The organism is Solwaraspora sp. WMMD937, assembly GCF_029581175.1.
GTDB lineage: Bacteria > Actinomycetota > Actinomycetes > Mycobacteriales > Micromonosporaceae > Micromonospora_E.
This window is the reverse complement of the sequence record NZ_CP120738.1, coordinates 2883408-2906461: the sequence shown is the minus strand read 5'-3', so window position 1 is coordinate 2906461 and position 23054 is coordinate 2883408. Positions and strand designations below refer to the sequence as shown.

The 23054-nt window shown below is 70.7% G+C and carries 26 protein-coding genes and 1 pseudogene; 12 read left to right on the top strand and 15 right to left on the bottom strand.

Annotation, left to right across the window (positions count from 1 at the left end):
- Nucleotides 1–11: 11 nt before the first annotated feature.
- Together O7621_RS12770 and O7621_RS12765 are read right to left on the bottom strand one after the other, a co-directional pair.
- Nucleotides 12–650, bottom strand: a complete 639-nt coding sequence (locus tag O7621_RS12770; RefSeq protein ID WP_282234152.1) for a hypothetical protein — start codon at nt 648–650, stop codon at nt 12–14.
- Nucleotides 651–717: 67 nt separating this feature from the next.
- Nucleotides 718–1407: an HNH endonuclease family protein gene (locus O7621_RS12765; protein ID WP_282234151.1), complete on the bottom strand. Its 690-nt coding sequence runs from the start codon at nt 1405–1407 to the stop codon at nt 718–720.
- Nucleotides 1408–1642: 235 nt separating this feature from the next.
- Here O7621_RS12765 and O7621_RS12760 point away from each other — a divergent pair, with 235 nt between their 5' ends.
- On the top strand, nt 1643–2470 hold the full coding sequence (locus O7621_RS12760) for a DUF72 domain-containing protein (protein WP_282234571.1): 828 nt from the start codon (nt 1643–1645) through the stop codon (nt 2468–2470).
- 149 nt (nt 2471–2619) lie between these two features.
- Entirely contained in the window at nt 2620–3108 is a 489-nt protein-coding gene (locus O7621_RS12755) for an SRPBCC family protein (protein WP_282234150.1), read from the top strand.
- Nucleotides 3109–3208: 100 nt separating this feature from the next.
- On the opposite strand, the gene O7621_RS12750 is transcribed toward O7621_RS12755, so the two are convergent.
- The 3 genes from O7621_RS12750 to O7621_RS12740 all read right to left on the bottom strand — a co-directional run bounded on the left by O7621_RS12750 (nt 3209) and on the right by O7621_RS12740 (nt 5539).
- The gene (locus tag O7621_RS12750) at nt 3209–3796 is read right to left on the bottom strand and encodes a hypothetical protein (RefSeq protein ID WP_282234570.1); all 588 of its coding nucleotides are present in this window, start codon (nt 3794–3796) and stop codon (nt 3209–3211) included.
- Between the two features lie 539 nt (nt 3797–4335).
- Nucleotides 4336–5136: an NPP1 family protein gene (locus O7621_RS12745; RefSeq protein ID WP_282234149.1), complete on the bottom strand. Its 801-nt coding sequence runs from the start codon at nt 5134–5136 to the stop codon at nt 4336–4338.
- A 103-nt stretch (nt 5137–5239) separates the two neighbouring features.
- Nucleotides 5240–5539: a SelT/SelW/SelH family protein gene (locus O7621_RS12740; protein WP_278167378.1), complete on the bottom strand. Its 300-nt coding sequence runs from the start codon at nt 5537–5539 to the stop codon at nt 5240–5242.
- Nucleotides 5540–5663: 124 nt separating this feature from the next.
- Here O7621_RS12740 and O7621_RS12735 point away from each other — a divergent pair, with 124 nt between their 5' ends.
- Nucleotides 5664–6287 carry an XRE family transcriptional regulator gene (locus O7621_RS12735; RefSeq protein ID WP_282234148.1) on the top strand — a complete coding sequence of 208 codons (624 nt, stop codon included), beginning with the start codon at nt 5664–5666 and terminating at the stop codon, nt 6285–6287.
- Complete coding sequence (locus O7621_RS12730) at nt 6284–7462, top strand: sugar efflux transporter (RefSeq protein ID WP_282234569.1); 1179 nt, start codon at nt 6284–6286, stop codon at nt 7460–7462. Before O7621_RS12735 ends, O7621_RS12730 begins: the two co-directional genes overlap by 4 nt.
- A gap of 21 nt (nt 7463–7483) precedes the next feature.
- Here O7621_RS12730 and O7621_RS12725 read toward each other — a convergent pair whose 3' ends face one another.
- Nucleotides 7484–8308 (bottom strand): helix-turn-helix transcriptional regulator, encoded by an 825-nt coding sequence (locus O7621_RS12725; protein WP_282234147.1) that lies wholly within the window; start codon nt 8306–8308, stop codon nt 7484–7486.
- A 103-nt stretch (nt 8309–8411) separates the two neighbouring features.
- Here O7621_RS12725 and O7621_RS12720 point away from each other — a divergent pair, with 103 nt between their 5' ends.
- Both O7621_RS12720 and xylB read left to right on the top strand, forming a co-directional pair.
- Nucleotides 8412–9335, top strand: a complete 924-nt coding sequence (locus tag O7621_RS12720) for an oxidoreductase (RefSeq protein ID WP_348775301.1) — start codon at nt 8412–8414, stop codon at nt 9333–9335.
- A gap of 104 nt (nt 9336–9439) precedes the next feature.
- On the top strand, nt 9440–10825 hold the full coding sequence (gene xylB / locus O7621_RS12715) for a xylulokinase (protein WP_282234146.1): 1386 nt from the start codon (nt 9440–9442) through the stop codon (nt 10823–10825).
- A gap of 51 nt (nt 10826–10876) precedes the next feature.
- Here xylB and O7621_RS12710 read toward each other — a convergent pair whose 3' ends face one another.
- On the bottom strand, nt 10877–14188 hold the full coding sequence (locus O7621_RS12710; protein ID WP_282234145.1) for an SNF2-related protein: 3312 nt from the start codon (nt 14186–14188) through the stop codon (nt 10877–10879).
- An 88-nt stretch (nt 14189–14276) separates the two neighbouring features.
- On the opposite strand from O7621_RS12710, the gene O7621_RS12705 reads away from it, so the two are divergent.
- Nucleotides 14277–14738 (top strand): SRPBCC family protein, encoded by a 462-nt coding sequence (locus O7621_RS12705; RefSeq protein WP_282234144.1) that lies wholly within the window; start codon nt 14277–14279, stop codon nt 14736–14738.
- 24 nt (nt 14739–14762) lie between these two features.
- Here O7621_RS12705 and O7621_RS12700 read toward each other — a convergent pair whose 3' ends face one another.
- The 3 genes from O7621_RS12700 to O7621_RS12690 are packed head-to-tail and all read right to left on the bottom strand — an operon-like array spanning nt 14763 to nt 16580.
- Entirely contained in the window at nt 14763–15401 is a 639-nt protein-coding gene (locus O7621_RS12700; RefSeq protein WP_282234143.1) for a hypothetical protein, read from the bottom strand.
- On the bottom strand, nt 15374–16237 hold the full coding sequence (locus O7621_RS12695) for an ImmA/IrrE family metallo-endopeptidase (RefSeq protein ID WP_282234142.1): 864 nt from the start codon (nt 16235–16237) through the stop codon (nt 15374–15376). The genes O7621_RS12700 and O7621_RS12695 overlap by 28 nt, the downstream gene beginning before the upstream one ends.
- A complete protein-coding gene (locus tag O7621_RS12690; RefSeq protein ID WP_278174377.1) occupies nt 16227–16580 on the bottom strand; it encodes a helix-turn-helix transcriptional regulator in 354 nt (117 codons plus the stop codon). The genes O7621_RS12695 and O7621_RS12690 overlap by 11 nt, the downstream gene beginning before the upstream one ends.
- Before the next feature lie 165 nt (nt 16581–16745).
- Between O7621_RS12690 and O7621_RS29175 the strand changes: the two are divergent.
- A pseudogene (locus O7621_RS29175) lies at nt 16746–17668 on the top strand (questin oxidase family protein).
- Nucleotides 17669–17813: 145 nt separating this feature from the next.
- On the opposite strand, the gene O7621_RS12670 reads toward O7621_RS29175, so the two are convergent.
- The 3 genes from O7621_RS12670 to O7621_RS12660 form a co-directional block, all read right to left on the bottom strand.
- On the bottom strand, nt 17814–18218 hold the full coding sequence (locus O7621_RS12670) for a hypothetical protein (RefSeq protein ID WP_282234140.1): 405 nt from the start codon (nt 18216–18218) through the stop codon (nt 17814–17816).
- Between the two features lie 185 nt (nt 18219–18403).
- The gene (locus tag O7621_RS12665) at nt 18404–18598 is read right to left on the bottom strand and encodes a DUF397 domain-containing protein (RefSeq protein WP_282234139.1); all 195 of its coding nucleotides are present in this window, start codon (nt 18596–18598) and stop codon (nt 18404–18406) included.
- Entirely contained in the window at nt 18585–19358 is a 774-nt protein-coding gene (locus O7621_RS12660) for a helix-turn-helix transcriptional regulator (RefSeq protein WP_282234138.1), read from the bottom strand. The genes O7621_RS12665 and O7621_RS12660 overlap by 14 nt, the downstream gene beginning before the upstream one ends.
- Nucleotides 19359–19500: 142 nt before the next feature.
- Between O7621_RS12660 and O7621_RS12655 the strand changes: the two genes are divergently transcribed.
- From O7621_RS12655 to O7621_RS12645, 3 genes are read left to right on the top strand one after another with little or no spacing between them, the layout of a single operon-like run.
- Nucleotides 19501–19884 carry a hypothetical protein gene (locus O7621_RS12655; RefSeq protein WP_282234137.1) on the top strand — a complete coding sequence of 128 codons (384 nt, stop codon included), beginning with the start codon at nt 19501–19503 and terminating at the stop codon, nt 19882–19884.
- Nucleotides 19874–20161, top strand: a complete 288-nt coding sequence (locus O7621_RS12650) for a hypothetical protein (protein ID WP_282234136.1) — start codon at nt 19874–19876, stop codon at nt 20159–20161. Before O7621_RS12655 ends, O7621_RS12650 begins: the two co-directional genes overlap by 11 nt.
- The gene (locus O7621_RS12645; RefSeq protein ID WP_282234135.1) at nt 20151–20705 is read left to right on the top strand and encodes a Uma2 family endonuclease; all 555 of its coding nucleotides are present in this window, start codon (nt 20151–20153) and stop codon (nt 20703–20705) included. Before O7621_RS12650 ends, O7621_RS12645 begins: the two co-directional genes overlap by 11 nt.
- A gap of 12 nt (nt 20706–20717) precedes the next feature.
- Here O7621_RS12645 and O7621_RS12640 read toward each other — a convergent pair whose 3' ends face one another.
- Both O7621_RS12640 and O7621_RS12635 read right to left on the bottom strand, forming a co-directional pair.
- Entirely contained in the window at nt 20718–21833 is a 1116-nt protein-coding gene (locus O7621_RS12640; RefSeq protein WP_282234134.1) for an FHA domain-containing protein, read from the bottom strand.
- 103 nt (nt 21834–21936) lie between these two features.
- Nucleotides 21937–22230, bottom strand: coding sequence for a 4a-hydroxytetrahydrobiopterin dehydratase (locus tag O7621_RS12635; protein ID WP_278167350.1), 294 nt, complete (start codon nt 22228–22230; stop codon nt 21937–21939).
- A 264-nt stretch (nt 22231–22494) separates the two neighbouring features.
- On the opposite strand from O7621_RS12635, the gene O7621_RS12630 reads away from it, so the two are divergent.
- Nucleotides 22495–22857, top strand: a complete 363-nt coding sequence (locus tag O7621_RS12630) for a hypothetical protein (protein ID WP_282234133.1) — start codon at nt 22495–22497, stop codon at nt 22855–22857.
- The last annotated feature ends 197 nt before the right edge of the window (nt 22858–23054 follow it).

The window sequence follows — 23054 nt, the reverse complement described above, 5'->3', positions numbered from 1 at the left end:
TTCCGGGTCAGTCAGTGGAACACGAGGGCCCGGCCGCAGGCGATGCTCGCCCGACACGCCTCGTGCAGGGTGAGCCACGCCTGCGTCTCGGCGGAGAAGGCCGTGCCGTCGGGCACCGCGAACAGCCGGGCCGCCTCGGTGTCCGGCAGATCTCCGGCCGGATCCAGCCGGACGCCGATCGCCGGGGCGCAGCGCCGCAGCTCGGCGAGCAGACCCTGACCCGAACCGACGATGCCGCCGCCGGCCACCCCGGCCTCGGCCGGCAGGAACACCGGTTCGCCGAGATCGGCCGGCACGTAGTAGCCGGCGGTGTCGGAGTGGCACAGCAGGTGCGACTCCAGCAACGACGCCTGATCGTCGATCAGCTCCCGGTCCGCGATCAGCCCACTCGCGTCGGTGATCGGGGTGACCGGCCGGGCCAGATCCACAAGGGCCAGCACTCGGCGCAGCTGGTGCAGCCAGCTGGTCGGCAGGCTACGCAGGTGCGGCCGGGTCGACGGCACCACTGCGGCGTACTGCTCCTGCCAGCTGACGCCCTCGGCGGCCAGCGCGGCGCTCAACTGGTCGAGGGCGGCGCGGCTACGCGCCGCCCCCTCGTCGTCAATGCCGGACAGTGCCGTGGTGATCCCGACCGTTACCGCAAGACTCATGCGGGGCAGGGTAACCGGGTTGCCCGACAGGTCGGTCAGGCCAGCAGGTGGCCAACATGCCGCCGGGTCAGCAGGTGGCCAACATGCCGGACAGGGCGGACTTCTCCGCGCTGTCCACTGTCATGTCGTAGTACCACTTCACCTGGATCCAGGCTCGGGCGTAGGTGCAACGGAACGAGACGAGTGGCGGCTGCCAGTCGGCCGGGTCCTTGTCGCCCTTGGCCTGGTTGACGTTGTCGGTGACCGCCCACAGCTCCGGCCCGCCGAGGTCGTTGGCGTACGTCTGACGCCGAGCGGTGGACCAGGCCCAGGCACCGGAACGCCACGCCTCGGCGAGCGGCACCATGTGGTCGATGTCGACGTCCGACGCCTGCGTCCAGGTGGCCCCGTCGAACGGGCTGTACCAGGACCCGGAGGTCGGGTAGCAACTGCTGTTGACCACGACGTTGCTGCCGTCGCGCTTGAGCACCTGCTCCCGGGTGTTGCAACTGCCGGTGATGGTGATCCAGTGCGGGAACAGCGACCGGTTGTAGCTGGACTGGTGTGACTCGGCGGCCACGGTCAGCGAGTTCAGCCGGCTGAGCGCCGTGCTGTACGACGGGATGTTGGGCGGCGTGGCCTGGGCGGGGACAGTGGTCAGGGTGAGTGCGACGATGACGGCGACCGTCGCGGCCACGGCGGCGCTGACGGCACGGCGGACGCCGATGGCAGGGCGGGCACTGACTGCTGGTCGGGCACTGACGGTACGGCGGGTCATGGGTGCTCCTGGCGTCGCTGCCCGCCGCAGCCGGGTTGGGCGCTCCGGCCTGGGGATACGGCGGGCAGGTCGACACCGGGAATCTAAGCTTCTCAGTCGCCTCAATCAAAACAGGTCGATGAATAAGGCGTTAAGTCCAGCGCTCCAACCAGGTGGCTCTATCGTTGTCGCCGTGCCGAACACCGACACCGCCTCCCCGTCGCCGACCAGACCCGGGCTGTACGTTGGCTGTGCGATGTGGACGCACAAGTCCTGGCAGGGGCGACTGATCGCGCACCCGCTGCCGCCGGCCGAGCGGCTGCGCCACTACGCCGCCTGGTGCACTGCGGTCGAAGGCAACACCACCTTCTACGCCATCCCGACCCGGGAGACCGTGGCCACCTGGGCGGCGCAGACCGACCCCGACTTCCGCTTCGTGCTCAAGCTGCCGAAGACCGTCACCCACGAACACCGGCTCACCGACGCCGACGAACCGCTGAACACCTTCCTCGACGCGATCGCCCCGCTCGGGCCGCGTACCCATGCGATCTGGGCCCAACTGCCGGCATCGTTCGGCCCTGACGACGTGCCCGTCCTGGCCCGCTTCCTGCGCCGGCTCCCCCGCGACCACCGGTACGCGGTCGAGGTCCGGCACCGGGCGTTCTTCACCGACCCGGCCGCGACCCGGCTGCTCGAAGGGGTACTGAGCGACGTCGACGCCGAGTGGGTGCCGTTCGACACCACGACGTTCTTCGCCGCCGGGCCGACCAGCGACGCCGAACGCGACGCCTGGGTCAAGAAGCCCCGCGCCCCGCTGCGCACCCGGGCACTGACCTACCGGCCGATCGTGCGCTACCTCGGCCGCGACGACGTCGAGCAGACCGTCGCCGGCTGGCGGCGCTGGGTCGAGGCATCGGTGGCCTGGCTGCGGCAGGGCCGCTCGCCCACGGTGTTCATCCACACCCCGGACAACGCCGACGCCCCGGCCCTGGCCCGCCGATTCCACGACGAGGTACGGGCCGCACTGCCACAACTCGACCCGTTGCCCGAGCCGATCCCGGCACAGCCGCTGACCCTGTTCTGACCGGCGCGGCCGGGGTGCCGGCTGCCAACTTACGCGGGCCGGGGTGCCGGCTGCGATGGGACGGTCCCGGGTCGGCTCGGTGGTGGTGTGCGGTCATCGCCGACCTGGTGGCCCACCGTCTGGCCACCCCGGTGGCGGAGGATGGGCCGATGCCTGTGGTCGAAGCAGTGGTCACCGTCCCCGTACCGCCGGATCTCGCCTTCGCGGTGTCCCAGACCACCACGCCGGTCCGGCACCGCTGGGACCCGTTCATCCGCGCACAGCACTTCGTCAACGGTGCCGCCCGCCCCGGCAAGGGCGTCCGTACCTTCACCCGGTCCCGGCACGGCCTGACGATGCTCAGCGAGTACGTCTCGTACGCTCCACCGACCAACGTCGGCATGAAGATGGTCCGTGGTCCGTGGTTCTTCGAGATGTTCGCCGGCGGTTGGCGGTTCGCCCCGGCGTCCGAGCCCGGTCACACGGTGGCGACCTGGCGGTACAGCTTCCGCTGCCGGCCGGCACCGCTGCGCCCGGTCGCCGACCGGATCGGGGTGTGGCTGCTGGGCCGCGACATTCACCGCCGCATCGCCGGCTACGCGACCGGTTGCACCGACCCGGTGGTCGTCGCCGCCGCCCGCCGGTCACTGTCCGGCTGATCCTGGTCAGTTTCCCAGCGGCTCGGGATCCGACGCAGCGCGAGGGCCGGACCCCGTGCCCGGGGTCCGGCCCTCGCGGTGAGCTTCTGGGTGTTTCGGGTCAGCTGTTCCAGTGCTGGGCGACCAGTTCGGCGGCCTGGGTCTCCCACTGGGCGTAGTGGAACGGGAACGCCGACACCTGCACCGCCTGGGCGGCCTCGGTCAGCGGCATGTCCTGCCAGCCGTCGACCTGCTTCAGGGCGTCGAGGAACGCGGTGGTGGAGTACTCGACGTCGGTGATCTGCTCGACGGTGCCCCAGCCCGACGACGGGCGCTGCTGGAACAGGCCCTGCGAGTCGTGGTCGTTGCGGTCACCGAGGTGGCCGAGGTTCTCCAGCTTGGACTCCTGCAGGGCGGTGGCGATGGCGACCACGGCGGCCCGCTCGTCCATGCCGGCCTTCTTCGTGGCGGCGATGATGCCCTTGACGTTGTCGGTCTGCTCGCCGGACAGGGTGATGCGGGACTGTTCGCCCTGCACGCCGTGCGGGGTCAGCTTGTCGGTGTCGACGCTGTCGCTGCTGGCGGCGGCCACGGGTGCGGCCAGGGCGGTGGGGGCGTGGTCGGCGGCCAGGGCGCCGCCGGCGACCGCGCCGCCGGCGAGGGTGATCCCGGCGATGCCGAGGGCGGTGGTGCGCAGGCTGGTACGCAGGGTGCGGGTGATGATCGTGGTCATGGGGGGTCCACCTTCCGTTTGCCGAGGGGGCACACCCGTCACGGGCGGGCGGGTGCGCGGTAAACGGTCATCCGGGTGGTACGGGATCTCAGACGTGCGATGTCGGCTCGCGGCGGCTCCGGCACGCCCCGGGGTGGGGCGCGGGTGCGCTGCTGCGCGCCGTGACCATGTACAACCACGCCGGCCCGCCGACGATTCCCGACCGGGCCCACCGACCCGATCCACTGGCCGGGCCGGAGCCTGACTGCCGATTGGCGGCTGCGAACCGGAGTGCGCGGCGCGACCATGCACAACGACCCCGCCCACCGGATCATTCCGCGCCGGGCTGCGCCTCAGGAACCGCGCAGGTTCGGCGCGCAGCGTCACCTCGATGAGCCCACTGGCGAGGTGGCGGGAGACCGGGCCGCACCAGAGTCGTCGCACAGCCCGCTGATGGTCGGTCGATCTGAGCGAGGCTGATGCCACAGGTGCATCTTGATGCACCTGTGGCATCAGGGCAGTGCACACATCATGGGTCAGGCCCACGGATTGAAGGGGATACCTGCCGGTTTAGACCTGTTCAGCAGGTTACGAAACCGGTCGTCCCGATCAGTGATCTTGATGCTGGCAGAGCCGAAGTCGGCGGTCATCAACCGGTCCCGCAGCGCCGTGCTGGGCCAGCCGTTCCAGTCGACGACCGGCGGGTACCGCCAGGTGCCGTAGTGGTTCTCCGGCGGGTCGTCGTTGCCGTTCGCCAGCCGGAAGTTGTGCGAGCCGAAGGCGCCTTCCTTGTGGTACACGATCTTTGGATGCGTGCCGTCGAACCGCACCGAGGACCGCGGATAGGTCTGCACCTCGCCGTGCACCGTGCGGGACACGTAGTCGACCTGGTCCGACGCCTGGTTCACCCAGGAGACGACGTGCTCCCAGTCGTGCCGGTGGCCGCAGCAGCCCGGCAGGACCTGGTCCTTCTCAAAGTAACTCGCGTACACGATGGCGCACCAGCCGTTGTTGCACTTCGACCTGGCGTACGTCTGGGTCCGGTCGAGATCGGACTGGTCACGGCAGTTGCCGTTGACCGCCCCGGTGGTGTTCAGTCCGCCGTTGAGGGTGCCGTCGGGGGCAATCGCCGCGACCGGGTAGCACCCGTCGCCGTCGTAGTCGTAGGCCGGGGAGAACGTCAGCTCGTAACCGCCGGCGGACTGGGGCAGGTTGGGCAGGTTCGCGGCCCGCGCGGCCGTGGCTGGAGCGACTACCAGCACAGTGGACAGCGCTGCGGCTGCGATCCAGGTCCGGCTGCGGATCGCGGTACGGTTCAGGCTGGCGGATCGACGCAAGGCGGCCTCCCTGGATGACCGAAGTGACCAGCGTATTTTGGTCGACGTCGATATCCAAGGGGTTGACTCCCGGTGGCCGTACGGTGCACAGCCGAGCGGCGGATCAGAGCCCGTGCGGCAGGGCCCGGTCGGTGTGGCCGAGGCTGAAGTCGGGCGCGATGCGGTCCCGTACCAGTCTTTTCAGCTCGGGGATCCCCGGGAAGCCGCTCTCCCCGCGCGACCAGATCGTCTCACCGTCCAGCCTGACCTCGAACACCCCGCCGGTGCCCGGCACCAGCGCCACCTCACCGAGCCGAAGCGCGAATGTGGTGAGCAGCTCCTGAGCCGTCCATGCGGCGCGCAGCATCCAGCGGCACTGCGTGCAGTACTCGATCTCCAACCGTGGCTGTTTGGTAGTGGTCACCAACCGAGTATGCCTGCGCCGGGCACCGGGTCGACAAGGCCGCTGCCCGGCATGTCCGGCACGGCACCGTCGACCATGCCACCGTACCGGCAAATGCTCTTGCCGGTCTGGCAAGCTGGGTGGCATGGACGACGACCTCGACCATGCCCTCGACTCGGTCGGCCCGCGGCTGCGGGCGCTGCGCAAACAGCGCGAGACGACCCTCGCCGAGTTGTCGGCAGCCACCGGCATCTCGGTGAGCACCCTGTCCCGGCTGGAATCCGGCACCCGCCGACCCACCCTGGAGCTGCTGCTACCCCTGGCCCGCGCCCACGGGGTCAGCCTGGACGAACTGGTCGACGCGCCGCCGACCGGCGACCCACGCATCCACCTGCGGCCGGTCAGCCGCTTCGGGATGACCGTTCTTCCACTCAGTCAGCGGGCCGGCGGTATCCAGGCGTACAAGCTGATCATCCCGACACGCAGCCCACGCCGCGAGCCTGAGCTGAAGACCCACGAGGGCTACGAATGGCTGTACGTCCTCGACGGGCGGCTACGTGTCCTGCTCGGTGAGCACGATCTGATCCTGGCCCCCGGCGAGGCGGCGGAGTTCGACACCAGGGTGCCGCACTGGTTCGGCGCGGTCGGTGATGAGCCGGTCGAGTTCCTCAGCCTCTTCGGCCAGCAGGGCGAACGCGCCCACCTGCGGGCCCGCCCCCGGTCCAGAGAGCAGTCCGGGGATCGGGCCGGGGAGGGTGGCAGGCCCTGAACCGCGTACGCACCTGGGCCGCGCTCGGTTTCGTCTGCGTCGCCGTCGGTCTGTCGACCGCGATGGCCTCGCCGTACCTGACCCTGTTCCTCGACGACGCGGTCCGGGCCAGCGCCGGGCAGATCGCGCTGTGCCTGGTCGCCGCCCCGGTCTCGGCGGTGGTGATCGCCACCGTGGTCGGACGGCTGTCCGACCGGCTGCCGAGCCGCCGGTGGCTGCTGGTCGCCGCCGCGTCGGCCGGGTGCCTGTCCAGTGCACTCACCTCGGTCGTACGGAACTTCCCGGTCTTTCTGCTCATCACCGTCACACTGACCGCGTCGGCGCAGGTGGTGGTCCCGCAGATGTTCGCCTACGCCCGGGAGGCGCTGGCCGGGTCCACGCGGATCGCGATGGCGATGAGCACGTTCCGTACGCTGTTCTCCGTCGCCTGGGTGGCCGGCCCGCCGCTGGCGTCGCTGCTGCTCACCGCCGGCGGGTTCCGGCTCACCTACGGCGTCTCCGCCCTGGTGTACGCCGTTGCCGGCGGCGTCGTCCTGCTCGCCTTCCGGCATCGTCGCCGCCCGGACGTCGGTGCGGCGCGGGACACCGACCGGCACGGGGCGGACGCCTCCCGCCGGATGATCTGGTTGAGCGTCGCCGCGTTCGTACTCACCTGGGCCGCCAGCAACCTCGCCATCCAGGCCCTGCCGCTGCACGTCACCCGGGACCTGGGGTCCGGTGTCGGGACCGCAGGTCTGCTGCTGGGCCTGTGCGCCGGGCTGGAGATCCCGCTCATTCTCGGCTTCGGTTGGCTGTCCACCCGGCTCCCGGTGCACCGGCTGCTGCTCGTCGGAGCCGGCTGCGGGGCGGCGTACATGACGGTGGTCGCCGTCTCGGACCAGGTGTGGCCGCTGCTGGTCGGTCAGTTACTCAACGCGGCGTCGATCGCCGCGCTCGGTGGTCTCGGCATCACCTACATGCAGGACATGCTGCCCCGGCAGCAGGGGCGGGCTTCCACCCTCTACTCGAACGCGATCCCCACCGGCGCGCTGCTCGCCGGCCCGGTTCTCGGCGCCGCCCAGCACGCCGGCTACCGGATGCCGTACGCGGTCGGCGCCCTGCTCTACGTGGGAACGCTCGGTTTGCTGCTGCTCGCCCGCCGCCGACCCGACCCAGTGGTACCCGTCACCCAGTGAGACGTCAGCTCGGCCACGACGTCAGCTCGCGTACGCGCTGAGCAGTTGCAGCCGTTCGGCGTCGGCGCTGCCCGGCGCGGCGGTGTAGACGATCAGGATCGGGCCGGAGCGCCCCGGCGGGGTGAAGGCATCCCAGTCCAGCCGCAGGTCACCGACCTGCGGATGCGGGAACGTCTTGCTGCCGCTGACCGACTCACGCACCTCGTGGCGGGCCCAGAGCTGGCGGAACTCCTCGCTGCGGATGCTGAGCGTGCCGACGATCTCCCGGGCGCGTGGGTGCTCCGGGTCAGCGGCGACCGCCGCCCGCAGGAAACCCAGATAGTCCAGCACCGTCTCCTCCCAGCCGGGACAGCGGCCGTGCGCCTGCGCATGGTCGAACATGTCGATCAGCGCGTTGGCCGGCCCGATACCCGGGTAGAGGGCGGCAGCCATGGCGTTCCAGGCCAGCAGGTCCAGGTGCCGGCTGACCACCACGGCCGGGGTGTGCAGGCTGTGCATCAGCCGGCAGGTGCTCTCCGGGACCGTCTCCCTGGTACGCCGTCGTGGTTTCGGTGGCTGCTGTGCCCGGCGGGCCAGGGCCCGCAGGTGCCGGGTCTCCTCGGCGTTGAGCGCGAGCGCGCGGGCGATGCCGGTCAGTACGTCGTCGGAGGGGCGCACGTCGCGGCCCTGCTCCAGCCGCTGGTAGTAGTCGGTGCTCACCCCGGCGAGCAGCGCCAGCTCCTCACGGCGCAGGCCGGCGACCCGCCGACGCGGGCCGGGTGCCAGCCCGATCTCCTCGGGCCGCAGCCGGGAGCGGCGGTTTCGGAGGAAGTCGGCCAGCTCGCGGGCGTAGACCGTGCTCGTCACACCGTCGAGTGTGCCGGTCGACGCACCCCGCAGGGTAGGTCCCGTGGTCCCAGGTTGGCCAGGTCTCTCCGGTGGTGCGTCCAGCTACTTAGCGTCGACGGTCATGCAGGACATGCGGAACTGGACCGAAGAGCAGATCCCCGACCAGCACGGTCGGCGCGCGGTGGTGACCGGCGCGAACTCCGGCGTGGGGCGGGTCACCGCGCTGGAGCTGGCCCGGCACGGGGCCGCCGTGGTGCTGGCGGTACGCAACGTGGCGGCCGGCGAGGAAGCGGCCGCCACGATCCGGCGCGAGGTGCCGGGTGCCGACGTCGAGGTACGCCGACTGGACCTGACGTCACTCGCGTCGATCCGGGCCTTCGCCGCCGACCTCACCGGTGGCCTCGACCTGCTGGTCAACAACGCCGGGCTGGTGCTGACCGGCCCGCGACCGCCGCTGACCGTGGACGGGTTCGACCTGCAGGTGGGCACCAACGCGCTCGGTCCGTACGCGCTGACCGGGCTGCTGCTGGACCGGCTGACCGCCGGCAAGGAACCCAGGGTGGTCACCGTGTCGTCGATCGTCCATAAATGGCGCAATCTCGACCTGAATGACCTGATGTTGGAGCGGTCCTACAACGGAAACCGGGCGTACGCGTTGTCGAAGCTGGTCGGCACGATCCTCGGCCTGGAGCTGGACCGGCGGCTGCGGGCCACCGGGTCGCCGGTGGTCAGCGTGCTCGCCCACCCCGGCATGACCCGCACCAACCTCACCCCGCGCGCGATGGCCGACCGGGGCCGGCTGATGCGCGCCGCCAGCCGACTCATGTCACTGGTCGTCAGCCCGGTCGAGGCCGGGGCCCGACCCCAGCTGTACGCGGCGACCGCTCCCGGCGTACGGGGTGGGCAGTTCTTCGGGCCGCGCGGGTTCCAGGAGATCCATGGCCCGGTCACCGAGGTGCGGGCCAGCGCCCAGGCCCGCGACCTGGGCAACGGCCGGCGGATGTGGGCGGCGGCGGCCCGGCTCACCGACGTCACGTACCTCTGACCGCCGCTCTCTGACCGTTGCGGGAGATCACCATTGGACCGGTCCATCGATGGGCGTAAGGTCGACCTCGACTGACCGTGGGTTCGACACGTGCGAGGTGTGCGTTGACACTAGTTGCCGGGGTCGACTCGTCGACCCAGTCGACGAAGGTCGTGGTGTGCGACGCGGACACCGGCGAGGTGCTGCGCGAGGGCCGCGCCCCGCACCCGGACGGCACCGAGGTCGATCCGCGCGTGTGGTGGGCCGCCTGGGAGCAGGCCAGCGCCGGGCTGCTGGACGGGGTCGCCGCGGTCGGCGTCGGCGGGCAGCAGCAGGGCATGATCTGCCTCGACGACGCCGGCGAGGTGATCCGGGACGCCCTGCTGTGGAACGACACCCGGTCGGCGCAGGCCGCGGTCGACCTCACCGACGAGTTCGGCGGCCCGAAGGCGTGGGCCGAGGCGGTCGGGCTGGTGCCGGTGGCCAGCTTCACGGTCACCAAGCTGCGCTGGTTCGCCCGCGCCGAGCCGCAACTCGCGGCCCGGACGGAGACGGTGCTGCTGCCACACGACTGGCTCACCCACCGGCTACGCGCCGACGGCGGCGGGCCGACGACCGACCGGGGTGAGGCCTCCGGCACCGGCTACTGGTCGGCGGCGGCCGGGGACTACCGGCGGGACCTGGTGCGGCTCGCGTTCGGCCGGGACGTGGCGCTGCCCCGGGTCGCCGGTCCGGCTGAGGTGGTCGGCGAGACCGCGTCCGGCGCGCTGCTGTCGGCCGGCACCGGCGACACCATGGGTACGGCGTTCGGCGTCGGCCTGCGCCCCGGCGAGGTGGTGGTGTCGCTGGGCACCTCGGGATGTGTGTCCGGGGTGAGTGAGATGCCGACCGCCGACCCGAGCGGGCTGGTGGCCGGCTACGCCGACGCGACCGGCCGGTTCCTCCCGCTGGTGTGCACGCTCAACGCGGCCCGGGTGCTGGTCACCGTCGCCGACCTGCTGGGCCGGTCGTTGGCCGAGTTGGACGGGTTGGCATTGTCGGCGCCGCCGGGCGCGGGTGGGCTGACGCTGCTGCCGTACCTGGACGGGGAACGCACCCCGAACCTGCCGGACGCGCGCGGGCTGCTGGCCGGGATCACCCGGGCGAACGCGTCGGCGGCGAACCTGGCCCGCGCGGCGGTGGAGGGCATGCTCGGCGGCATCGCCGACGCCCTCGACGCGCTGCGCGACCAGGACGTGCCGGTCGACCGGGTGCTGCTGGTCGGCGGCGCGGCGCGGTCCCATGCGGTACGGGCGATCGCGCCGGCACTGTTCGGCGCGCCGGTGAGCGTGCCCCGCCCCGCCGAGTACGTGGCGCTCGGCGCGGCCCGGCAGGCGGCCTGGGCGCTGTCCGGTGCCGCCGAGCCGCCACAGTGGCCGGTCGAGGCCGAGGAGGTCACCGCCGCCGCCACCCCGCAGGTGCACGAACGCTACGTCGACGTCCGCGACCGGGCACTGCCGCTGCTCACCTGAGGCCGGCCGCCGCGCACGCCGACGCGATCCGGTCCCCGGTGCCAGATCGGCTCAGTCAAGGTCGAGCAAATCCCGGATGTCGGCGGCGGACAGCTGCGCCGAGGCGAACTCGCCCCCGTCCAGCACACTGCTGAACAGCTCGGCCTTGCGCTGCTTCAATGCCATGACCTTCTCCTCGATGGTGTCTTTGGCGACCATCCGGTAGACCATGACGTTCGATTTCTGACCGATCCGGTGGACGCGGTCGACGGCCTGGGCCTCGGTCGCCGGGTTCCACCACGGGTCGAGCAGGATGCAGTAGTCGGCCTCGGTCAGGTTGAGACCGAAGCCGCCCGCTTTGAGGCTGATCAGGAACACGTCGGCGTCGCCGCGTTTGAACTCGGCGATCACGGCGGCCCGGTTGCTGGTCGATCCGTCGAGGTAGCCGCACCGGAAGCCGGCGCCGACGAGCCGGTCACGCGCCGCGCCGAGGAACCGGGTGAACTGACTGAACACCAGCGTACGGTGGCCTTCGGCGACCAGGTTGGTGATCTGGTGGGCCAGCACGTCCAGTTTGGTCGACGGGACACCCTCGTGTCTCGGGTCGACCAGGGCGACGTCGAGACTGGCCTGGCGCAGCAACGTCAACGACCGGAAGATCTCGAACCGGTTTTTTTCCAGGTCCCCGAGCAGGCCGAGGACCTTCTGCCGTTCCCGCTGCAGATAGGCCTGGTAGATCCGGCGATGTTTGCGGTCAAGGTCGAGTTCCAGCACCTGCTCCTGCTTTTCCGGCAGGTCGGCGGCGACGTCGGCCTTGCGGCGACGCAACATCAGCGGCCGGATGCGGCGGCGCAGCTGGGCGAGCCGGTCACCGTCGCGGTCCTTCTCGATCGGCGTACGGTAATAGTCGGTGAACCGGTCCAGCCGGGGGAACAACCCGGGGGCGGTGATCGAGCAGAGCGCCCAGAGTTCGAGCAGGTTGTTCTCCATCGGCGTACCGGTGATGGCCAGCTTGAACGGCGCGGTCAGCTGCTTGGCGCAGCGGTGGCTCTGCGACTGGTGGTTCTTGACGAACTGTGCCTCGTCGAGGATCAGGCCGGCCCAGTCGAGCGCCTGGTAGTCGTCGAACTCCAGCCGCAACAGCGTGTACGAGGTGACGACGATGTCCGCCCCGGCGGCCGCCCCGGCGAGTTCCATGCCACGCCGTGCCGAGGTCTGGGTGACCGCCCGTACGGTCAGGTCCGGGGTGAACCGCGCGGCCTCGGCGACCCAGTTGTGGATGACGCTGGCGGGGGCGACGACGAGGAACGGTACGTCGGCACGGGCGTGCCGGATCAGGGCCAGCGCCTGCAGGGTCTTACCGAGACCCATGTCATCGGCGAGGATGCCGCCGAGCTGGTGCTCCCGCAGGGCGGCGAGCCAGCGAAACCCGTCGAGCTGGTACGGGCGCAGCTCCGCCCGTACCAGCGGGGGCACCTGGTGGTCGACGGCGGCGCCGGCGGTGGCCAGCTCGCGGACCGCGCGCTGCCAGGCGGCGGCCTGGCCGGTGATCTCCCCCAGCTCGGCCAGTTCGGCCCAGAGGCCGGCCTGGAACCGGCCGACCCGCAGCACGCCCGGCGGCCGGTCCTCCAGTGCCCGCGATTCGTCGATCAGCTCGCGGAGCTGGACGAACTCGGGGCGGTCGAGGCTGAAGTACGTGCCGCTGGGCAGGATGAGGTACTGCCGGTCCTGCGCCAGCGCGGTGAACAGCTGATCGAAGACGACCTGTTCGCCGCCGACGCTGACCTGCACTGACAGGTCGAACCAGTCGTGTTCGCCGGGATGGTCGGTGCCGGCGAACCGAATGACCGGCGCCTCGTCGGATTCCCGGTAGTCCGGTACGGGCTCCGCTGCCGATTCGACCACCTCGACGCCGTCGATGTCGGCGAGCCGGGGCACGACCTCGCTGAGGAACCGGATCATGGCGTCGCCGCGGAGCGTGGTCAGGGCGGCGAGTCGCGGGCCGTTCGGGGTCGACTCGATCGCCTCCGGGACCGCTTTGGCCGTCACCTCGGTGACCTGGTCGACGACGGCGTCACGGGGGTCGGCCTGCCCACGTGAGTCGGCGTGCCCGCGCGGGCCGGTCGCCCACAGCGGCTCGGTCTGCCGGTGCGCGCCGACCGTGCGGACCCACTGCCAGTGGATCGACAGCGCCTGTTCCGGCATCGGGGTCACGGCGAGGGCGAGCGTGGGCGGCGACACCGGTGGCAGGTGCACCGCCGGGCCGGCGGCGACGACCTCGACCTGTTTGAGCAGCTCCGGGTAGAACCGTTCGAAGAACCGTGCCTCGTCGGCAGCGGGGACGCGGATCGGGGAATTGGCCAGGGCCTTCGCCGCCGCCGGGGACACCGCGCCGGACAGGGGTGCCAGCCGCAGCACCCGGTCCCGGGGTTGCGGCTCGACGCCGCCGCGCTCGGCCCACCAGGCGATCCCGTGCGCCGGTCGGCCGACAAAGACGGAGAACTCGGCGGCGACGGGTACGCCGTCGGCCAGCAGCACCGGCTGCACGACCAGCTCGTCGCCGGCGCGGTCGACCTGCACCGACAGCCGGGCCGGCTGCCGGCCGACGACCACCGGCCGGGCGTACTTGCCGGGCTGGACCAGCGGCAGCCCGGCGTCGTCGGCCTCGGCCAACAGGTCCCAGATCCGCCGGCTCGCGAACGCGTCCAGGAAGACCGTCGTCGGGCCCCCGTAGTAGCCGTACCGGTCGTCGTCCACCGTCGACAGCTTCAGGATCTCGCCGAGCAGCTGGCGGTGCCGTTTGGACTCCGGCGACCGGCCGTAGCTGGCGTACTGCACGTTCGACCAGCTGATGCCGGAGCGGACCCAGCCGTTCTGGCCGGGTACGACCGGACGCAGTGCGATGCGTCCGCCGTGCCGGCCGCCACCGGCCGCGCCCGGTTTGACCAGCTCGAACTGCAGGCCGACGGTGGCCTGGGCCGGCGCGGCGGTGACGACCGGGGCGACGTCGCAGACCAGCGCCGACAGGCTCTTCTCCCAGTCGGCCGTTGGCGTGTCCGGTGTCTGCCGCTGCTTCGGGACGGTCGGCGCGGCACCGACGACGGCCTGCAGCACCAGCGCGTACGGGTGTCCGCAGGACCGCTCGCCGCAGGAGCAGGCCCCGTCGACGGTGGCGACGAGCCCGTCGGGGTCGGTGGTGATCGCCGCCGTCACGGTGCCGCCGCGACCGGGGGCGAGGCGGCCCTGGGCGTGCCCTGTCGTCGGATCCCAGCGGGCGTCGGTCAACTCGCCGTCGGCGAGTTGGGCACGGGCGCGCAGGAACGCCCGTACGCCGACGATCTCGCAGAGCGCCGCTTCTTCGACGGTGAGTTCCAGCTTCGCCACTGTTCGTCGTCTCCCGATCGGGCCGCGTCGCGACGTAGGTTAGCCGGGTGTCAGCGCAACGATTGAACGCCGGTCCCGGTGACGCGCCGTGACCCGTACCGATTCGGCAGCCCGGGTGATGGCCGCCCCGATCACGCGCGTCTACGCCGCCCTGGTCGACCCGGACGCGCTCGCCGCGTGGCTGCCGCCGCAGGGGATGACCGGCCGGTTCGAGCGGTTCGACGCCCGGCCCGGCGGCGGGTACCGGCTGGTCCTGACCTACGCCGACGCCTCGACCGCGCCGGGCAAGGCCACCGCCGACTCCGACATCGTCGAGGCCCGCTTCGTCGACATCGTCCCCGGCGTACGGGTCGTGCAGGCCGTCGACTTCGTCGCCGACGATCCGGCGTACGCCGGCACCATGACCATGACCTGGGAAGTGACCGCCGTCGACGGCGGCACCCGGGTGGCGATCCGCGCCGACGACGTACCGGTCGGCATCAGCGCGGCGGACCACGCCGCCGGCCTCGCCTCCTCGCTGGCGAACCTCGCCACGTACGTCGAGCGGTAGCCTCCGCCGGCCAACCGAGGCCGGTCACACCCACTGGCCGGGAGACAGCAGTGACGTCGCCTCGATCGGCTGCAGCCCGTCGTCCAAGCCACGGAGACGCTGGTAGATGTCACGCATGGCAGCTCGGTCCGGAATATGTTGCGTACCGGCCGCCCGCTGCAGCACCGTCAGCGTGCTGACCAGTCGGATCGACCCGACTGGCTGACCGGCGGCATGGAGTTGTCGCAACCGACCGATTTCAGCGGCTGCGATCCGGGCTCCCGCTCCGTCGTCGATGAGCACGGACATCGCTGCGCCCGCTTCTGCTGCGACGACAGCGTGCGCCACCACCATGATTTCGCCCAGATCTTTCGGCTGTTGCATCCGTTTCTGCATCGGTTGCTGGGTCATCCGGCGTACGGCCACCGCGAGTTCTGGCGTCTCATCGTCAGACAGCACCTGGATCCACCGTGGTGTCAGTTTGCGCCACACACTGCCTGCCGTACGGAATCGTGGGTCCGCCCGCGCCTTGCGCAGCACCTCGTCCTGCACCGTCTCCGGGGCACTCAACGGCCCGAGAACACCGATGAGGAGCCGTTCCTTGTTGATCGACAGGAAGTTCAGACCAGGGCCTGCATCGATGATCGGCCGTGGGCTCATTGCTTCCCTGTCTCCGTGGTCCACTCCTCACCGTCGCCCGCGTCGCGGAGATAGTCGTCGAGCTCCGTCACATCGACTCCGACATCCGGCAGGTCCGCCGGATCAGCCCAGACCGTCTGCTGGGCCGCCGGTCCGATCCCAGCCTCGGCCAGTTCCGCTTCGGCTGCTTCGAGGGCGACGCCGCGCAGGTTGGCGATGACCTGGGCGGAGAGCACACCTGCCGCGTAACCCTCGATTGCCCGGGACAGTAGTCGTTGTGGCGCCCGCCGTCGGTTCGAGTCAGCCTGCAGCGCGTTGTACTGGTCGATCCAACCGAAACGGACAGCGAGTTGGGGGGTCGTCACTCCCATCCACTCCGCTTTCCTGCCCGCGTCGATGTACCCGGCCTGCTCCAAGGCGATGGCGGCGACGGCTGGAGACACCAGGTAGCGCTGGACGACGGCAGACAGCACGGACCGATCAGTCACCCGCAGGTCCGCGAGGAACTGCCGCAGACCGTCCAGCGGCAGCAGCAGGTGCCGGGCGAAAGCATCGGCCCGGACCTCGACCGGTGACCGCTGGCCGCAGCTGCCGGCACCGTCTGCCGCCCAGTCACCGAACTGCACGTGGCCGAGCTCGTGGGCGAGCGTGCTGCGCTGCCGCATCGGGTGCCGGGTCCGGGCGACGCCGATGAACACAGTGCCGTGGGCCGGGTCACACATGGTCAGACCGTGTTCGTCGGGTCCAGCGTCAAGAACCGCCACATCGACGCCGGTGGCCTGTTCAATGACCGCGACGAGATCACCCAGCGGCTGAATCCCGAGGTGGTGCTCCAGGCGGAAACGGCTGGCCGCCGCGCGTCCCTGTGCTTCAGGTGTCACGCCCGGAACCGATGTCGCTGACGGCCGGGATGGCATATTGGTGAAGATAGTCATCGAGTTCCAGAAACCCTAGTAGGGCCTGCCTCATCCCTTCCATGTCCGAACCACCGGTCGCCCTGGCCGCGAACTGGACGCGGTCCGCCACCGCCACCGCCCCGGTGAGTTGAGCGACGGTGTGTCCGGTGGCCCAGGCAATAGTGACGATCTCGGGCATCTTGGCCACTCGGTCGCCGGAGATGATGCGCGACAGGGTCGACTGCGAGACGCCTGAACGTTCGGCGAGAGCTCGCTGACTCAGACCAGCGGCGATCCGGGCACGCTCGATCCGGGCACCAGTACTCATTGCCGCCGCCCCTCCCGACTTGAATCACTTTCTCGTATGATGATTCAGTCTACCTCCCCCAGGGCCTTCTGTCTCGCGCTGCCGGCGCCCAGCAGCCAGAGCCACCGCAACGACGCGGGCGCCTGGCTTGACCTCAAGTTCGATCGAAGTTGCAGACTGCGGAACATGGCGGACGGAGTGCTTGACGAGGCGTACGAACGGATCCTGGCGACCGGGCCGGAGCGCGACGGCTGGCTGTCGAACCACGCGCCGATGGCCGCCGAGGCACCGGCCCGGCATGGGCGCGGCGACGTCGTCCACAAGTGGTTGGACGGGTACGCCGACCGGCTCGAGCCTCGACCCCGAGGTGTCAGCCCGATCGCGGCGCAGCAGTGGCGCGACCCGCTCGGTGACCCGGTCCGCACCGGCGACTGGCTCGACTACTTCGAGCGGGAGCTGGCCCTCGCCCCCTGGCGGGAAGTGCTGACCCGGTGGTGGCCCCGGCTGCTGCCGGGGATCGCCGCTGGCGCCACGCATGGGGTCATCCGGGTCGGTACGGCATCCGGGCTCGGCTGGCGCAGCTCGCCGATCTGCCTGACTGGCCCGCTACAGCAGGCGCGGTGCCCGACCTACCGGCCGCTTCGGGCGCGGAGCCGGGCAGCGCGGCCGGGTCGGCTCCCGACCGGCTGGCGGAGATCGTCGCGGCCGCCGTCGCCCGGCACGCCACCCACGGGTACGCCAGACCGGTCATGCTGGTGCACGCGGCCACCGCGCCGAACGCCGTCCTGCGCGCCCTGCCAGCGCTGCCCGAACGGCTCTGGGAGCCGAGCCTCGCCGCGGCCTGGGCCGCGACAGCAGCGGTGACCGCCGCCTAATCCCCCGCCGAGCCCCGGCCAGTGCCTGACCCGGCCGGCGACACCGAAAGCTGTACGGACTCAGTACACGACGCGGAGCAGGCAGCCGAACTGTTCGAGGTCGCTGCCCGCACCACCGATCCGCACGCGATCAAGTTCGCGGACACCGCCCTGGACGTGTACGCCGCCACCGGTGACCCGACCACGCTCCGCAGAGCCCGACACTGCGTCCATCTCGTCGCGACCGACATCTGACCCGCCAACCAAGTAGTCAGGAGCATCAGAAGGTGAGTCTGCCGATGACCGTTGCCGCACTTGATCACCCCGAAGCCGAAGGGTCCGCCCGCTCGCAGACCGATTTCAGCCAGTTGTCGATGGAGTGGGTGAGTCTCGTGCGGCACTACGCGGCGGCCTGCCGCGCATGCGCGAGAACCTGGTGCTTGGACTCCCACACCTGCCGGACCTGTGGAGGCAGGACCAGCGTAGGCCAGATGCGGACCAGCGTCGGGCCGTCCAGCCATTGAACAAGGTCATCCACTGTCGTCGCTTCGCGGAGCACTGTCTCGTCCATGCTGGCGAGCCTGCGAGGGTTGGCCAGGTCGTACTGCGCCCGCCCCGACCAGTCCAGACTTCTACTCAACGTGACCTGCCCACTGACCGGGCCATGGAGATCGTCCAGGTTCTCGCTGACCACGTACGGACGCTGGTCGGCGTAACGCGACCCGCTTGGTGCGCCACGCCCCGCCCTGCCGAACTCGTCCACGTCCCAGTCCCCGATCCTGGCCAACACATCGTCAACTACCACGAATCATAACGACGGCGGGCTCGGCTCACCGCCAGCGCGCCGTCAGCCCACGCTGCCACACCAGCATTGTCCCGCCACCGGTCACTCGATGGTGTCCGACCGGCTCGCCCGCTGATGAGATGGGGGCGAGCCGGTCGGCTGAGCGCACATGCCCGAGGGCTTGGTGGGGCGGCGTTGGGGGTGGGTCAGCGTACGGCTGACGGGGTGTGGGCGACGAAGACGGACCAGGCGGCCGACGCGAAGGCCAGGGTGCCACCGGCCCGGTCCTTCGAATCCCGGACCAGCACCCGGCCCGGCAGGTTGTCGGCGACCTCCACGCAGTTGCCGCCGTTGGAGCTGCTGCGGCTCGACTTGCGCCAGATCGGCTCACTCATGTTCATCGATCATCCTTAGCATCAGGTCGCGGCTCTGGCTGACGGTGAGTGCCAGTCCCGACAGAGCATCCCACGTCTGTTCCAGGTCGAGCACGTCCTGAGCCTCGGTGACGATCCGACCGCTCAGCTGGTCGTCGAGGTAGCCGATCCGCCGGTCGTTGGAGAGGCAGGCGACGACGAACGCGCCCGCGATCCCGGGGTGCATGCCGACGTCGGCGGGGAGCACCCGGATCTGCACATCCGGGCGGTGACCGATGTCGACCAGGTGCTCCAACTGGTCCTTCATGAAGGCACCGGTCACGCGCAGCGCCGCCTCGGCGATGATCGAGGTGAACTGGATGTCCTCGTCGCGGTCCAGCGTGGCCGACTGGCGTTCCAGTCGAATGGCGAGCGCCTCGTCGAGCCGCCGTCGGGTGCGCGGCCCGACGGCGAGGACCGCGCGGGCGTACGCCTCGGTCTGCAGCAGTCCCGGGATCACCAGCGGCTCGAACGAGCGCAGCACCAGCGCGCGGCGCTCACTCTCCAGCCAGGAGCGCAGCCACAGGGCCTGCGCGTCCTCCCGGGCGGTCCGGGACAGCCGCTGGATCTGGTCGCCGGTCTCGTAGATGCGGTCGAGGTCGACGGCGGTGTCCGGCAGCGGGATCGACTTGCCGGTCTCGAACGCGCCGATGAGGGAATTGCTGACCCGGATGGCCTCACCCACCTGGGCCTGGGTCAGGTTGCGCTTGAGGCGCTCACTGCGCAACAGATCCTGAAGTTCACTCATCTCCTGGCCTCCATTGGAATCCATTGGTACACGCTGGAATGACTGACGCACGGCATTCGGTGGTCTGAGTATTCCGTGTCGAGGTCGCACAGTCCAGGGTGGAAATCACCAGAGGCGCTTCGACGACGGCAAGGGAGATCACGTGTTGCGCAACGACGGGATCGGCGGCACACCCCGCCTCGCCCGCTACACCTCGATCGGTACGCCACCCGGGAAAAAGGATCATGATCCGACGCCGAACCGACCACCACTGCCGGACAGCGTCCACCGGTCAGTTGATCATCCGGTGGTACGGCGGGCGCGGGAAATCGTCAGCACGCATCTGCCGAGCCGACTCGCCGAATGCCGGGTGTGCAATTCCGCCGCGCTCTGCGAGCCGTTCACGAAGGCGCTCGCGGTGCTGCGCCGGCATGATCCGGGAAAGGCCCGACGGATGATGGCCGTACTCTATTTCGCCGGCCTGTGGCCTCCGGTGACCCCCGACGACGAAGCCGATGGGAATGGGGATGGTGACGATGTCGCGTAACGAACTGCTCCGTGTCGGCGACACGCTGCGCCTCGGCAAGGCCGACTGGGTGTACGCCGACCGGTCGATGATCGTCCGTGTCGCCGACATCCGCTACGGGCTCGACCAGGAGCAGTCGCAGGTCGTCGGTCTCATCGGCACCGTCGTCGCCGGTGGCCGGGACGGCCGGATGGTGGCGATCGCGGTCTACAAGAGCGCGCTGACCCGCCCCGGTGTCGTCGAGCGCCCCCGCCCCGTCAACGGCGCCGACCATTACAATGAGCCGCATGAGCGCTGAGGCCGTCGGCATGCACATGCCCGCCGTTGTCACGCTCGACGACGCGGCCGCAATGAACTCCGCCGATCCGAACGGCCACCGCTACGAGACCAGCCCTGAAGGGGTCCTGTCGGTCATGCCCCCACCCGACTCTGCGCACGCGATGACCGCGAGCCGCCTGTTCGCCTGGCTCATCATGGCGGGTTGGCCGGCAGAGCAGGTTCTTCAGGCGGCTGGGGTCCGGATCCCCGGGCCAGACGGCGACGGGGGCAGGATCCCGGACATCAGCGTCTGGCAAAAGCCTCCGCCCAGGAGCGTCTGGTCAGCGGTGGCAGACATCGTGCTCGTGATCGAGATCGTCTCGCCCGGTTCGGAAGGCATCGACGCGGTGACAAAAGTCCGCGAGTACGCCTCGGCGGGCATCCCCCAGTACTGGGTGGTCGACCGAGACGGCGCGCAGACCGTCACCCTGCACCGGCTCGCCGCGCACGGCACCTACCAGGAGAGCGCCAAGATGCCGCTGGCCTGGCTGCTGCAGACGTCACCGGCCGACCACCTCGGCTGAGCGAGACAGGGGTCAGGGGCGGTCCATCATCCGCAGCGCCATGGTCGGCGCGTCGGCCATCACCGACGTCGGGTTCGACACACCACCGGTGGCCCAGACCTTCGACCGGGCGATGTGCACCCCCGGGTAGAGCTCGACGACGTCGGTGGCCTGCAACGGCCGGGCCTGACGTTTGATGGTGCGGCGTTCGTCGTCGTCGGGTGAGCCACCCGGCCGTACGCCGGTGCCGTTGGTGCTGACATCCTGCACGACGAGGTCCCTGCCGTGCAGCTCGAACCGCACGTGGCTGCGGCTGATCCAGCGCCGCGCCTCCTCGGTGAGCCACTGGCCGAGCATGATGCCTTCGCCGCGCTCGGGTGCCCGGCCGACCACCATCGGGTGGTCGGCGGAGACGACGAACCGCTGCCGGACCATTCCGTCGATCCGGATCGACAGCACCTCGGCCGGCGGGCGGGCACCCGCCTCGGTGAGCCGTTCCCCGTGCCGGGGACAGGTCGGCTGGCCGGTACGCAGCGTCGGCGGCGGCTGCCCGCCGGGGCGGCCGACCCGCATCCGGCCGAACAGCGCGCATTCCGGGTCGGGGCAGCTCCACAGTCGGGCCAGCAGTTGCGCGCCGGCCGGCGACGGCTCGGCGGTCGCCGGTGTGTTGCCGCCGCCGGCGCGGGCGGTCAGCGCCGGGCCGCCGTGGCCGGGCAGCGGGGCGAGCAGCCGGCCAGGCTGATTGAGCCACTGGTAACGCCCGCGCATGCCGTCGAACCGGTGGCGGCTGAGCACCGGCAGGCCGAGCAGTTCGGCGACCTCCAGCAGCCGGTCGGCGGGGTCGGCGAGCACCTCCACCAGGCCGTCGTCTGACCACCGGCGGGCGACCATCCGCTCGTTGGAGGTCAGGTCGGCGTCGGAGAGCAGGCCGCGGTGCACGACCACGTACACCGGGACGTTCTCCTCGGCGACGCTGCGGCCGAGGGCGTCGATCAGCTGCCCGAGACGCAGCATGTTGGCCGGCCGCCCGTTGTCGAAGTCGACGTACCGGACGACCTCGGCCAGGTCCACGACGGCGCGTGCGGTCGCCGGATCGGTGCTGAGTCGGCGCTCGATCGCGTCGAGTACCTTGCTGACCTCGAATCTCACCGTGTACCTCCCCCGGTCAGGAATCCCACCGCGTACCTCTCCCGGTCAGGAATCCCACCGCGTACCTCTCCCGGTCTGGAATGTCACCGTGTCCGCTCCCCCGTCAACCCTGCGCCGCGACGATCTCGTCGATGCGGCGGGCCAGCTCGATGTCCAGGGCGGTGGTGCCGCCGGCCGAGTGGGTGCGGCACCGGAAGGTCAGGGTCCGCCACCGGATGTCGATGTCCGGGTGGTGGTCCATCTCCTCGGCGGTGATTGCCACCCGGGTCACCACGGCGACCGCGTCGGGAAAGGTCGCCAACGAGACGGTACGGGCGATCGCCTCAGGGTCGCCCACCCAGTCCGTCAGCTCCGCGAGCGCGGCCTGCACCTGTGCGGTGTCCAGCACCTCTGCCATGCGGTGACCTTACCGTCTGTCCCGCCCAAGTGATCGGCACGCGGGTCGCGGCGAGTAGGTTGTCTCGGCATCAGTCATTCCTCTTTGAGAGGCCTCAATGCCGCAAACGAGGCAAACCACTTCAATTGTCGGCGGGCTTGTTGTTTCCCTCGCCCTCGCCGTCACCGGGTGCGGCCGGTCGGGCCCTGCCACCGACCCGGACCCGACGGCCACCGCCTCGGCCAGCTCCGCCGACGACCGGGGCCCGGGGGCACCCTCGACACGATGGCCAGGGGTGACCTGATCGGCGCGGCCGGTCTGATCGGCGGCGTCACCACAGCCGAGTGGACCGGGGAGAACGTGATCGCCGGGACCGTCGACCTGACCGGATGGTCCTCTGTGGCCCTGCCCAACCTCGGCGACCTCGGTGAGCTGGGCGACACGATCGGCGCCGTGCCGTTCACCGCCGCCCTCGACAGGGAGCGCCGGCTCGTCGACCTGTCTCTCGGCGACGAACAGCAGCTGCCCGAGGTGCCGACGATCTGGCTGCGCCTCGGCAACTTCGGCCGGGCCGAGACCATCGAGGCCCCGACCTATGGCGAGATCGTGCCGATGCCGGAGGCGATGGTCGCCGCGCTCGACGAGTGACCCGACCGGCACCGGGCCGCGCGCCTGTCGGCAGCAGGCCGCGCACCGCTCGCCGGTGGTCCACCCCGGACCGGAGCCAACCGGTAGGCTGGCGCGGCACCAGCCGGCGGAAGCCCTACCGCAGAGGTACGGCAAAACGTCGAAGACGCCACCGTCGTGGCGTTCTCCCGCCGGCTGTCTTCACGAGGGGACGGAAC

Excerpts from the sequence above, each read along its gene's own strand:
- O7621_RS12735 (WP_282234148.1), top strand. The coding sequence starts at position 5,664 with ATGGACGACGACCTCGACCATGCCCTCGACTCGGTCGGCCCGCGGCTG.
- O7621_RS12765 (WP_282234151.1), bottom strand. The coding sequence starts at position 1,407 with ATGACCCGCCGTACCGTCAGTGCCCGACCAGCAGTCAGTGCCCGCCCT.
- O7621_RS12635 (WP_278167350.1), bottom strand. The coding sequence starts at position 22,230 with ATGGCAGAGGTGCTGGACACCGCACAGGTGCAGGCCGCGCTCGCGGAG.
- O7621_RS12770 (WP_282234152.1), bottom strand. The coding sequence starts at position 650 with ATGAGTCTTGCGGTAACGGTCGGGATCACCACGGCACTGTCCGGCATT.
- O7621_RS12690 (WP_278174377.1), bottom strand. The coding sequence starts at position 16,580 with ATGAGTACTGGTGCCCGGATCGAGCGTGCCCGGATCGCCGCTGGTCTG.
- O7621_RS12645 (WP_282234135.1), top strand. The coding sequence starts at position 20,151 with ATGAGCGCTGAGGCCGTCGGCATGCACATGCCCGCCGTTGTCACGCTC.
- O7621_RS12755 (WP_282234150.1), top strand. The coding sequence starts at position 2,620 with ATGCCTGTGGTCGAAGCAGTGGTCACCGTCCCCGTACCGCCGGATCTC.
- O7621_RS12760 (WP_282234571.1), top strand. The coding sequence starts at position 1,643 with ATGTGGACGCACAAGTCCTGGCAGGGGCGACTGATCGCGCACCCGCTG.
- O7621_RS12630 (WP_282234133.1), top strand. The coding sequence starts at position 22,495 with ATGGCCAGGGGTGACCTGATCGGCGCGGCCGGTCTGATCGGCGGCGTC.
- O7621_RS12665 (WP_282234139.1), bottom strand. The coding sequence starts at position 18,598 with ATGAACATGAGTGAGCCGATCTGGCGCAAGTCGAGCCGCAGCAGCTCC.
- O7621_RS12720 (WP_348775301.1), top strand. The coding sequence starts at position 8,412 with ATGCAGGACATGCGGAACTGGACCGAAGAGCAGATCCCCGACCAGCAC.
- O7621_RS12650 (WP_282234136.1), top strand. The coding sequence starts at position 19,874 with ATGTCGCGTAACGAACTGCTCCGTGTCGGCGACACGCTGCGCCTCGGC.
- O7621_RS12660 (WP_282234138.1), bottom strand. The coding sequence starts at position 19,358 with ATGAGTGAACTTCAGGATCTGTTGCGCAGTGAGCGCCTCAAGCGCAAC.